Source organism: Rhizobium sp. NPDC092011 (genome assembly GCF_044756305.1).
GTDB lineage: Bacteria > Pseudomonadota > Alphaproteobacteria > Rhizobiales > Rhizobiaceae > Rhizobium.
The window spans coordinates 1471745-1483963 of record NZ_JBIVSO010000001.1 but is presented as its reverse complement, the minus strand read 5'-3'; the positions used below and the strand labels follow the sequence as shown (position 1 = coordinate 1483963).

At 59.7% G+C, this 12219-nt stretch carries 9 protein-coding genes; 8 read left to right on the top strand and 1 reads right to left on the bottom strand.

The genetic code is table 11. The annotated features are described in order from the left end of the window. Nucleotides 1-57 precede the first annotated feature (57 nt). From ACIQJ2_RS06795 to ACIQJ2_RS06780, 4 genes are all read left to right on the top strand, one after another. Nucleotides 58-1452 (top strand): VOC family protein, encoded by a 1395-nt coding sequence (locus tag ACIQJ2_RS06795; RefSeq protein WP_400668066.1) that lies wholly within the window; start codon nucleotides 58-60, stop codon nucleotides 1450-1452. 58 nt (nucleotides 1453-1510) lie between these two features. Beyond that, a complete protein-coding gene (locus ACIQJ2_RS06790; RefSeq protein ID WP_199144222.1) occupies nucleotides 1511-3043 on the top strand; it encodes an aldehyde dehydrogenase family protein in 1533 nt (510 codons plus the stop codon). A 5-nt stretch (nucleotides 3044-3048) separates the two neighbouring features. After that, nucleotides 3049-4284, top strand: coding sequence for a pyridoxal phosphate-dependent aminotransferase (locus tag ACIQJ2_RS06785; protein ID WP_400668063.1), 1236 nt, complete (start codon nucleotides 3049-3051; stop codon nucleotides 4282-4284). 248 nt (nucleotides 4285-4532) lie between these two features. Beyond that, nucleotides 4533-7568, top strand: coding sequence for an FAD-binding and (Fe-S)-binding domain-containing protein (locus ACIQJ2_RS06780; RefSeq protein WP_400668061.1), 3036 nt, complete (start codon nucleotides 4533-4535; stop codon nucleotides 7566-7568). A 181-nt stretch (nucleotides 7569-7749) separates the two neighbouring features. Here ACIQJ2_RS06780 and ACIQJ2_RS06775 read toward each other — a convergent pair whose 3' ends face one another. After that, nucleotides 7750-8853, bottom strand: coding sequence for a saccharopine dehydrogenase C-terminal domain-containing protein (locus ACIQJ2_RS06775; protein WP_400668058.1), 1104 nt, complete (start codon nucleotides 8851-8853; stop codon nucleotides 7750-7752). 138 nt (nucleotides 8854-8991) lie between these two features. Between ACIQJ2_RS06775 and ACIQJ2_RS06770 the strand changes: the two genes are divergently transcribed. The 4 genes from ACIQJ2_RS06770 (at nucleotide 8992) to ACIQJ2_RS06755 (ending at nucleotide 12150) form a co-directional block, all read left to right on the top strand. Further along, entirely contained in the window at nucleotides 8992-9423 is a 432-nt protein-coding gene (locus ACIQJ2_RS06770; RefSeq protein ID WP_199144230.1) for an Lrp/AsnC family transcriptional regulator, read from the top strand. A 379-nt stretch (nucleotides 9424-9802) separates the two neighbouring features. Then, nucleotides 9803-10336, top strand: coding sequence for a hypothetical protein (locus ACIQJ2_RS06765; protein ID WP_400668055.1), 534 nt, complete (start codon nucleotides 9803-9805; stop codon nucleotides 10334-10336). A gap of 109 nt (nucleotides 10337-10445) precedes the next feature. Next, entirely contained in the window at nucleotides 10446-10940 is a 495-nt protein-coding gene (locus ACIQJ2_RS06760) for a histidine kinase (RefSeq protein ID WP_199144234.1), read from the top strand. Nucleotides 10941-11127: 187 nt separating this feature from the next. Beyond that, a complete protein-coding gene (locus ACIQJ2_RS06755) occupies nucleotides 11128-12150 on the top strand; it encodes an LLM class flavin-dependent oxidoreductase (protein WP_400668051.1) in 1023 nt (340 codons plus the stop codon). Nucleotides 12151-12219: the final 69 nt, after the last annotated feature.

Sequence of the window (12219 nt, the reverse complement as noted above, 5' to 3'; positions counted from 1 at the left end):
TCAGCAAGATATATTCTGCGTGATAGGAATGATGTAGCCTTTCAGGAAGAGATTACCATGAAGTCCGATCACATCTCGACCAGCGATATACGCAGTGCCTTTTCGGCCGCTATGTCCGCGATGTACCGCGAAGAAGTACCCGCCTATGGTACGCTTATGGAGCTGGTCGGCCGCGTCAACGACGAGACGCTGGCCGCGCAGCCTAAATTGAAAGAGCGCTTGCAGGCGACCGACTATCTCGATCGCATCTCCGAAGAGCGGCATGGCGCGATTCGACTCGGAACGGCCGCAGAACTTGCCATGATGGCGCGCGTCTTCGCAGTCATGGGCATGTATCCGGTCGGCTATTATGATCTCTCGACGGCGGGTGTGCCGGTGCACTCCACGGCGTTCCGCCCGATCGGCGATGCCGAGTTGAAGCGCAATCCGTTCCGCGTGTTCACTTCGCTGCTGCGCCTCGATCTGATCGCCAATGAACAGCTGCGCGAGGCATCGGCGCAGATTCTCGCGAAGCGTCAGATCTTCACCAAGGGCGCTGTCGAACTCACCGAGAAGGCCGAGCGCGATGGCGGTCTCGGCAAAGAGGATGCTCAGCGCTTCGTCAGCGAAGTGCTGGAGACTTTCCGCTGGCACGATGAAGCAAATGTCGATGCTGCCATGTATCACCGCCTTCATGACGCGCATCGTCTGATCGCCGATGTCGTGTCGTTCAAGGGGCCGCATATCAACCATCTGACGCCGCGCACCCTCGACATTGATCAGGTCCAGTCGCTGATGCCCGAATACGGCATTGCGCCCAAGGCCGTCGTCGAGGGACCGCCGACCCGCGCCTGCCCTATCCTGCTGCGGCAGACTTCATTCAAGGCGCTGGAAGAGCCGGTGTCTTTCCGCAATGCCGATGGCGTTTGGGAAACCGGCTCGCATACCGCGCGTTTCGGCGAAATCGAGCAGCGCGGCGTCGCCCTGACACCCAAGGGGCGTGCGCTCTATGATCAGCTGCTCGATGCCTCGCGCAAGATCGTGCGTCCTGCGGCCGATGGGTCGAATGCCCGTGACTATGAAGCCGCACTCGCCCAGAGTTTCGCAGAATTCCCCGATGACTGGTCAGCCATTCGGGCCCAGGGCCTGGGTTACTTCACCTATTCGCTGACGGCCAAGGGCAAAGCTGCCGCAACCACCCGCGGCGACATCGAGACATTGATCGATCAGGGCCTCGTTCAGTTCGATCCGATCGTGTACGAAGACTTCCTTCCCGTCAGCGCCGCTGGTATCTTCCAGTCCAACCTCGGTGACGGCGCGCAGCAGGAGTTTGTCGCAAGCCCGAACCAGAAGCGCTTCGAAACCGATCTCGGTATGAAGGTGCTGAACGAATTCGACCATTATGCCGGCATCGAGCAGGCATCGATCGACGCCTGCCTGCAGGCGTTGTCCAAACAAGACGCAGCCGAGTGATGCGATGCGGCGGAAGTGCCGCCCGCAGCCTGGATCAAGACAAGTGGAGTTTGATAAGATGAACATCGCAGCAAAGAACATTTCCGTCGCAGCCGAAGCGGCCGCCATCCTCGAAAAGCTCGGCGTCGACAAGGCGCTCTACACGCAAGGCGACATGCCGTCCTACTCTCCGGTCACCGGCGAGAAGATCGGCAACCTCAAGACCGTTTCGGCGGCTGAAGCGGCTGAGCGTATCGAGAAGGCCCATGCGGCATACCGCGCCTGGCGCCTGGTGCCGGCGCCGAAGCGCGGCGAACTGGTCCGCCTGCTCGGCGAAGAGCTTCGCGCCGCCAAGGACGATCTCGGCCGCCTAGTCTCCATCGAAGCCGGCAAGATCCGTTCCGAAGGCCTCGGCGAAGTGCAGGAAATGATCGACATCTGCGATTTCGCAGTCGGTCTCTCCCGTCAGCTCTACGGTCTGACGATCGCCACCGAACGCCCGGGCCATCGCATGATGGAAACCTGGCATCCGCTCGGCGTTGTCGGCATCATCTCGGCCTTCAATTTCCCGGTCGCCGTCTGGTCGTGGAATGCGGCACTGGCCCTGATCTGCGGCGACTCGATCGTCTGGAAGCCGTCTGAAAAGACGCCGCTGACGGCGCTCGCCTCGCAGGCAATTCTCGACCGCGCGCTTGCGCGCTTCGGCGATGCGCCGGAAGGCCTGTCGCAGCTGCTGATCGGTGACCGCGTCATCGGCGAAGTCCTGGTCGATCATCCCAAGGTGCCGCTCGTCTCGGCAACCGGCTCGACCCGCATGGGTCGTGATGTCGGACCGCGGCTTGCCAAGCGCTTTGCACGCGCCATCCTCGAACTCGGCGGCAACAATGCCGGCATCGTCTGCCCGTCGGCCGATCTGGACATGGCACTGCGCGCCATCGCTTTCGGCGCCATGGGCACGGCCGGCCAGCGTTGCACGACGCTGCGTCGCCTCTTTGTTCACAAGAGCGTCTACGATCAGCTCGTGCCGCGCCTGAAGAAAGCCTACCAGAGCGTCTCGGTCGGCGATCCCCTGCAGTCCTCCGCGCTCGTCGGCCCGCTGATCGATAAGGCGGCTTTCGACGGCATGCAGAAGGCAATTGCTGAGGCAAAGTCCCACGGCGGCTCTGTGACCGGCGGCGAACGTGTCGATGTCGGTCATGCCGATGGCTTCTACGTCAAGCCGGCGCTCGTGGAAATGTCGAAGCAGGCGGGACCGGTCTTCGAAGAGACCTTCGCACCCATCCTCTACGTCATGCCCTATGACGATTTCGATGCCGTCCTTGACGACCACAATGCGGTAGCCGCCGGCCTGTCCTCCTCGATCTTCACCCGCGACATGCAGGAATCCGAGCGCTTCCTCGCGGCCGATGGTTCCGATTGCGGTATCGCCAACGTCAACATCGGCACATCGGGCGCGGAAATCGGCGGTGCATTCGGCGGCGAAAAGGAAACCGGCGGCGGCCGTGAATCCGGCTCGGACGCCTGGAGAGCCTACATGCGCCGGGCGACCAATACCGTCAACTACTCCAAGGCCCTGCCGCTGGCACAGGGCGTTTCCTTCGACATCGAGTAAGCTCCATGACGATCGCCACCACCATAGAGGAAGCGGGCTTTCAGCCCGCTTCGCGGATCGCCTCCATTGGCGTGTCGACCATCCTGCAGATCGGCGCGCGCGCCAATGCGATGAAGCGCGAAGGCCTTCCCGTCATCATCCTGGGTGCGGGCGAGCCGGACTTCGATACGCCTGACAACGTCAAGGAGGCCGCAAAGGCCGCCATCGACCGCGGCGAGACGAAATACACCGCACTTGACGGCTCGCCGGAGCTCAAGAAGGCGATAGCCGGAAAGTTCCTGCGCGAAAACGGCATCGACTACGCAGTCGACGAGATCACGGTCGCAGCCGGCGCAAAGCAGATCCTGTTCAATGCCTTCATGGCATCAATCAATCCGGGCGACGAGGTCATCATCCCGACGCCGTACTGGACGTCCTATTCCGACATCGTCGAGATCTGCGGCGGCGTGCCCGTGCTGATCCCATGCGATGCTGCGGCCGGCTTCCGCCTCAAGGCGGAACAGCTCGAGAAGGCCATTACCCCGAAGACGCGCTGGCTGCTGCTGAATTCGCCGTCCAACCCGTCGGGTGCGGCCTATTCGGAAGCTGATTACCGGCCATTGATTGACGTCATGCTGCGGCATCCGCATGTCTGGCTGATGGTCGACGACATGTATGAGCACATCGTCTATGACGGCTTCCGTTTCACGACACCAGTCGCGATCGAGCCGCGCCTCAAGAGCCGCGCGCTGACCGTCAACGGCGTCTCCAAGGCCTATGCGATGACCGGCTGGCGCATCGGCTATGCCGGTGGACCTAAGGCGCTGATCAAGGCGATGGCCGTCATCCAGAGCCAGGCAACGTCCTGCCCCTGTTCGGTTAGCCAAGCGGCGGCCATTGCGGCATTGAACGGCCCGCAGGATTTCCTCAAGGAGCGCACGGCAAGCTTCCAGAAGCGCCGAGACCTTGTCGTTGGCCGCCTGAATGCCATCGAAGGCCTGGACTGCCTGGTGCCGGAAGGCGCCTTCTACACATTCTCCGGCTGCGCAGGCGTTCTCGGGACGACAACGCCATCGGGCAAGACCATCGCAACGGATGCGGACTTCTGCGCCTATCTGCTCGACGAAGCACATGTCGCTGTCGTGCCAGGTTCGGCCTTCGGCTTGTCGCCGTACTTCCGCATTTCCTATGCGACATCGGAAGCAGACCTCGTCGAAGCCCTTGATCGCATCGAAAAGGCCTGTGCGGCTCTCCGGCGCTAGAGCCAGAAGATTTCAGGTCTCCTCGACCTGAAATCTCAACCCGCTCCAGAATCAAAGAAGTAGAGCATGATGGTGTCCGAAAACCGCCTATACTTTTCGGCATCATGCGCTATGGCAACTCCAGCAGAAACGCAAATCCGCCATACGCTTGGAATTGCGTGAAAACAAAGAGATAGAGCATTTCCATAATTCTGTTTAAAAGCGGAAATGCTCTACTCGTCGAATGAAAAGCCGGAAGCCTTCACGTCATGATACCACGCCTTGTCTCGGCGAAAGACAGTTTGCAACAGCAGATCGGCGCCTTCGCGCGCCGACTGGCGGAACTCGGCTTTCGCGGCGACGTGGAGATGGATGAAGGCGCAAGGACGGTCGCTTCGACCGACAACTCCATCTATCAGCTCAAACCGGCGGCCATTCTCTATCCTAAGAGCGCAGATGATCTGAAGATCATTGCAGCGGCCATGTCGGAACCGGCCTTTTCCGACATCACAATTGCTCCGCGCGGTGGCGGCACCGGAACCAACGGACAATCGCTAACCTCGGGCGTCGTGGTCGATTGCTCCAGGCACATGAACCGCATTCTGGAGATCGATCCGGTGCGGCGGATCGCCCGCGTCGAAGCGGGCGTCGTCAAGGACCAGCTGAACAAGGCGCTCAAGCCCCACGGCATGTTCTTTGCACCGGAGCTTTCCACCTCCAACCGCGCCACCATCGGCGGCATGATCTCCACGGATGCCTGCGGCCAGGGTTCCTGCCTTTACGGCAAGACAAGCAACCACGTTCTTGGCCTTCGCATTGTACTGTCGGATGGCAGCGACTGGTGGTCGCGCCCGCTCGACACCTTCGCTCTCGAAGAGGTCAAGGCACGACCGGATCGCGTTGGAGAGATATGCAGGGTCGCCGATGGGATCGCGCGCGACAAACGCGATTTGATCGAGACGACCTTCCCCAAGCTCAACCGCTATATGACCGGCTACGACCTCGCCCATCTAAGACGGGAGGATGGCCGCTTCGATCTCAACGCGGTCCTTTGCGGCTCCGAAGGCACGCTTGCCATGATTGCCGAGGCAGAGCTCAATATTCTGCCGCTGCCGGCGCAGGCCGCGCTCATCAATATTCGCTACGATGCCTTCAACACGGCACTGGAGGATGCGCGGTTGCTGGTGGCCATGAAGGTTGCCTCGGTGGAGACGGTCGACGAGAAGGTGCTTGGTCTTGCCAAGGGCGATATCGTCTGGACCGGCATCGCCCGTTTCTTTCCGGAGGACACCTCAGGCTCTGCCAACGGCATCAACATCGTGGAAATTCTGGCCGACGATCGCGATGAGCTTGAGCGCAAACTCGCGGAGGTAACTGCTGTTCTGAATGCAGGCCCTCCGGCACGTCACAAGGGCTATACTGTCGCTCGGGAGCGGACCGAAATCGAGGCTATCTGGTCGATGCGCAAGCGTGCCGTCGGCCTGCTTGGCAACGTGGAAGGCTCGGTACGGCCGGTGCCGTTTGTCGAGGACACGGCAGTTCCGCCGGAGCATCTTGCAGCCTATATCCGCGAGTTTCGCGCCCTTCTCGACGCAGAAGGCTTAGATTACGGCATGTTCGGCCATGTGGATGCCGGTGTGCTGCATGTGCGACCGGCCCTCGACCTTACGCGTGACGACCATCAGCCGCTCGTTCGCAAAATCAGCGACGGCGTCGTTGCCCTCACCCGCAAATATGGCGGGGTACTCTGGGGAGAGCATGGCAAGGGCGTGCGCTCGGAATATGTTCCCGACTATTTCGGCGAACTCTATCCCAGCCTGCAGGAGATCAAGCGGTCCTTCGACCCTGGAGACCGCCTTAATCCGGGCAAGATCGCCTCGGGTTCTTCAAAACCGCTCCTCAAGATCGATGAGGTGCCGTTGCGGGGCGATCTCGATCGTATCATCGGCAACGATATCCGCGCCGCGTTCGACAATGCTGCCTATTGCAACGGCAACGGCGCCTGCTTCGATTTCGATGCCGCAAGCCCAATGTGCCCATCCTTCAAGGCGACGGGCGACAAGCGCTACTCACCGAAGGGACGCGCAGCGCTGATGCGCGAGTGGCTGCGCCTGCTTTCAGAGCGACAAGTCGACCCACGACGCGAAGCGGAGGCCCAACGCCGCTCAAGCGGCTTTGCCAGTCTTTTCCGGCGGATGATCAATTCGGTCAATCCGGCCAACAAGGACGATTTCTCGCATGAGGTTCGGGCGGCGATGGATACCTGCCTCGCCTGCAAGGCCTGCGCGGGCCAATGTCCCGTCAAGGTCAGCGTTCCCGCCTTCCGGTCGAAGTTTCTGGAACTGTACTATGGCCGTTATCTCAGACCATTGAAGGATCCGATCGTCGCCGCCATTGAAACGACCCTGCCCCTGATGGCGCGTTTCAGACCCGCCTACAACCTGCTCACCGGTTCCAGTGCCGGTCAATTCCTGATGCGGCTTTCCGGCCTTACCGCGCTCCCGACCATGCCCGCAATTTCACTTGAACAAGAGGCAGCGCGTCTCGGTGTTCAGGTCGCAACTGCAAAACGGCTGGAGGAACTCTCATCGGAGGAACGCGCCCGCGCGATCATCGTCGTTGCCGATGTCTTCTCCACTCATTTTGACCCTGCCGTTGTCGTGGCCTCTCTCAAGCTCATGCTGAAGATGGGCGCAAAGCCGTGGCTTGCAGCTTCGCAGCGGAACGGCAAGGCTTTGCATGTGCATGGTTATCTCGGCCGCTTCGAGAAAGAAGCGGTGAAATCGCGTGACTATCTCGACCGTATTTCACAGATGGGCATTCCTCTCGTCGGCATCGACCCCTCGATGACGCTGACGTATCGCAGCGAATATGCCACCCTGCCCGCCGCGAAGTTGCAGCGACCGGTTTTGCTGCTCCAGGAATGGCTGGCTGATAATCTCGATCGATTGCCAAAGCCGCAAACCTTGTCTCAAAAGCATTTCACGCTGCTGCCTCATTGCACCGAGCGGACGAACGCGCCAGCCGCCCTCAAGCAATGGTCCGCGCTATTCGAAAAACTGGGCATCAAGCTGGATATTGCCGATGTCGGCTGCTGCGGCATGGCAGGCACTTTCGGCCATGAGGTGCGCAATCGCGCCATATCCGAAAAGCTGTACGCCATGAGCTGGCAGGACAAAGTCGCCGAGATGAGCGATCAGAACGTGGTCATGGCGACGGGCTTTTCCTGTCGCTCCCAGGCGGCAAAAATGGAGCGCCGCGCCACCCCGCACCCCGTCGAAATCCTGAACAGCTTGCTCGGCTGAAGCCGGCCGCAGAGCCGCGCAGCCTGCTCCACCACTTCGGCCTTACGGCCCACTCCACATCGCGTCGTGCAAGGGCGCGGCCTTTCTTGCGCTTATCTCACAGCGAGAGCCGTAAGCCTGCCTCAAAACAAATGTGGCGCCCCAAGGCGCCACACTGCAAATTCTGAAAGCAAGACTTAGCTCAGACTGCTTCTCTAAGCTTGATCTTTTCCAGGCTGTAGACCTGACCGAAGCGGTTGTTGAGGAAGTCGCCCAGATCGATTTCTTCCTGGCAAACGAAGCCCTTGGCGGAAAGCTTTCCGTTGGCAAGCAGATCGAGCACGGTCGTGATGCCGGCAGCCGTGGTGATCTGAATGGCGCTCATCTTCTTGCCGGCAACGATGCCCGAATAGACCTTGTTGGCATAGGTTTCCTGCATGTAGCGACCATCGCGCCAACCGCAGACCGTGACAAAGATAACGACGACATCCTGCATGGTGGCCGGCAGCGCGTTTTCGAACAGATCCTTCAGAACATCGCGGCGGTTCTTGAGGTTGAGGTCGTTGAGCAGCGCCTTGATGATCGCCTGATGGCCGGGATAGCGGATCGTGCGATAGTTCATGGTGCGAACGCGGCCTTCAAGCGTCTTGGCAAGCGTGCCGAGACCGCCGGAGGTGTTGAAAGCCTCGTAGGTGACGCCATCGAGGGAGAATTCCTCACGCTCTTCCATGGCCGGAACGGTGACGAACTTGCCTTCGACGATGGCTTCGCACGGCTCGATATATTCGTTGATCAGGCCGTCCGTGCTCCAGGTCAGGTTGTAGTTCAGAGCATTGGACGGATATTGCGGCAGAGCGCCGACGCGCATACGCACGCTGTCGAGGCTGTCGAAACGCTTGGCGAGATCATTGGCAACGATGGAGATGAAGCCCGGCGCCAGGCCGCACTGCGGAATGAACGCGGTCTTCGCGTCCTTGGCCAGTTCCTCGACCTTCTTCGTCGTGGCGACGTCTTCGGTGAGATCGAGGTAGTGAACGCCAGCTTCGAGAGCAGCTTCCGCGACAAAACCTGTGAGATGGAAGGGAGCAGCCGACAGAACGGCAAACTTCCCGGTCAAAACGCCTACGAGGGCCGCCCGGTCGGTGATGTCGACGGCTGCGGTAGAAATCGCGGCATGGCGGTCGATCTTGGCAAGCTGCTCCGGACTGCGGTCGGTGACGACGACCTTGTAATCGCCGGTATCAGCAAGCATCAAAGCGATCGCTCCACCGATTTTGCCTGCGCCGATGACCACTATGTCTTTCATATTATTCCCCTGCGTTTCATGAATAAGATTTTTATAAGTGTAGGCAGTGACTGAACGATTCATAGCGACAAAAAACGCATTTCGTTGTATAAAAATGCGCAATATGACGATCATGTTTTACAAAATGCAGGAACGACCATGCAGGTAACGGGGAAAGACCGCGAGTTGCTGGCATTGTTGGGCGAAAATGCCCGCATGCCGGTGGCGACGTTGGCCAAGAAACTCTCTCTTTCCCGGACGACGGTCCAGGCCAGGCTTGAGAGGCTGGAGCGCGAAGGCGTCATCGCCGGATACGGCGTGCGGCTTTCGGAGACCTATCTCTCCGGTCTTATTCGCGCGCATGTGCTGATTACCATTGCGCCAAAAGCGCTATCTGCCGTGACGGCTTCGCTGGATGCCATTCATGCCGTGACGACGCTTCATTCCGTCAGCGGCTCCTTCGACCTCATCGCGATCGTCGCCGCGCCGTCGATTTCCGAACTGGATCAGTTGATCGATGAAATCGGCAAGATCGACGGCGTCGAACGAACTTTGTCATCCATCATTCTCTCGACGCGAATCGCTCGCTGACTGGCATCCCCGTTTTGCATGCGAGGCCCTCCGCAGTGCCGAAATCCGGCCGGGCTCAGCCTAGAGATGTTCTCGATTTCGTATCAACGGCGCTTTATGTGTCACGGAGCACCATACCTCGCCTCGAAGCCGAGGTTTCGACCCAAAAATGGACCTGGCACGCCGCGCAATATTTATGGCTCTCGCCCATCGAAACACCTAGAAGAACGACATCCTATCTTTTCGTAAGGGCCTAATTCCAATGCCGAAATCTCGCTCCGCCCTGGCGAACTAGGCAGGCGGCCGGAGATGCGACTGTCGCGATCGACGAGTGACATTGTCCCGTCATCCTTGCAGCATCTCCTTCATCAACGACCAGCTAAATGGATCGAAGAGCATCATGCGACGCGCCCTTGGACTGATACTCGCTGCCTCTCTTGCGACCGCGGCCCATGCCGATCCTCTTGCAGATCTGGTTGCAGATCTGGCGGCCGCGCAAAAGGCGACCATCGAAGCCTGGGGTAAGGTTCCCTTTTCGCAACAAAACGTGACCTTCGTCTCCGAGTCCTCAAACGCCTACGGTGTCTACAAAGCGCGCGGCTCTGATGTCTTCAAGACTGGAGAGCCAATCATCACCTATGTCGAGCCGATCGGCTATGGCTGGAAGCAGCTTCCCGGCGGCCTCTATGAAATGCACCTGATGGCCGATCTCGAGATTGTCGACACGAGCGGTGAGGTCCTCTGGAGCAAGCAGAGCTACATGGATACGCGCCTTGTCAGCCACAAGCAGAACATGGAGTTCAATTTCGACATGACCTTGACCCTGGATGGTCTATCCGCCGGAAAATACAAACTTCACTACACGCTTCACGACATGACCTCGGGCAAGACGTCATCTTTCGATGAGGACTTCGAGCTCGCCTCGGGCGGCTGAGATCGGCGACCACTTTTCCGGCGCAATGATAGCGGCCGGCAATAGTGCATGCCCGTGCACCCAACGGAATCAATCCACCACCACAACCCATCGACGATTTGGAGGCCCCATGAAAAAGATAGTGTTTCTCGCCGCTGCGCTGGCAGCATTCCCGATGCTTGCAAATGCCAAGTCGATCGCCTTCCCGAGCGACGCGCCGGTTGCCAGCGTGAGCATCCCTGATAGCTGGAAGCCGCAGGAAACCGAAACCGGTATCGATTCGACCTCGCCGGACTCCGCCATCTACTTTTCCCTGGATGTCGCCACCGATGCTAACGTCGACAAGATTACTGACGACGCAGTCAATTTCCTCGCCAAGAACGGCGTCAAAGTCGATGCCAGCACCCGCAAGGACGATGACAGCAACGAAGTCAACGGCATGAAGCTCACGCTTCTGAACTGGCAGGGCACCGACAATGACGGAGCCGTTAACATCACCCTCGGCGTCCTTTCCCCAGCGCCAGACAAAATGCTTATCCTGACCTACTGGGGTTCCAAGGACGATCAGGACAAACACAAGCAGGAAGTGCTCGATATCATCGGCTCCATCAAGCCTGCGAAGTAATGCCCCTCAACCCGGGACTGCGGCGCAGCGGCCCCGGACTGACATTCTTGGAGCCCGCTCAATGGCGGGCTCTTTTCGTTGTGATGAAATGCATGCGCCGTCGGGATACCTCCAGTCCGCTTGTATCTCGCGTCGAAATCGTGCCATGACATAGAGACGAGCGAACCAAACATTATGGAGCGGCGCCATGAAGAAGATCGGATTCCTTTCATTCGGCCATTGGACGCCCTCGCCCCAATCGCAAACGCGCTCCGCCGCAGATACGCTTCTGCAATCGATCGATCTTGCCGTCGCAGCAGAAGAACTTGGCGCTGATGGCGCCTATTTTCGCGTGCACCACTTTGCGCGCCAGCTGGCCTCGCCGTTTCCGCTGCTAGCGGCCGTCGGCGCCAGGACCAGTCGCATCGAGATCGGCACCGCCGTTATCGACATGCGCTACGAGAACCCCTTCTATATGGCTGAAGATGCCGGTTCGGCCGATCTGATCGCCGGGGGGCGGCTGCAGCTCGGCATCAGCCGCGGCTCGCCTGAGCAGGTCATCGACGGTTGGCGGCATTTCGGTTACGAGCCGACCGAGGGCGAGAGCGACGCAGACATGGGTAGGCGACACGCGGAAGTGCTGCTCGACATTCTGCGCGGCGAAGGCTTTGCCAAGCCCAATCCTCGGCCGATGTTTCCAAATCCGCCCGGCCTGTTGCGTCTCGAGCCGCATTCGGAGGGCCTGCGCGAGCGGATCTGGTGGGGCGCCAGTTCCAATGCGACCGCCACCTGGGCGGCAAGGCTTGGCATGAATCTGCAGAGCTCCACCCTGAAAGACGACGAGACCGGCCTGCCTTTCCATGTTCAGCAAGCCGATCAGATCCGGGTCTTTCGCCAGGCGTGGAAAGAGGCCGGCCACAAGCGCGAGCCACGGGTGTCCGTCAGCCGCAGCATCTTCGCGCTGGTCAACGATCTCGATCGTGCCTACTTCGGCAGCAGCGGCAAGGATGCGGACAAGGTCGGCTTCATCGACGAGAGGACGCGGGCCATTTTTGGTCGCAGCTATGCCGCCGAACCAGATGTGTTGATTGAAGAACTGGCGAAGGACGAGGCGATTGCCGCCGCCGACACCTTGCTGCTGACCGTCCCCAATCAGCTGGGCGTCGAGTACAACGCGCATGTGATCGAGGCGATCCTCAAGCATGTCGCGCCTGCCCTTGGATGGCGTTGAAGCAACACTCCTGGAAATCAGGATTTACGTCTCAGGAAACCTTGGTAACTGCCCGCAGAAACTTGATTT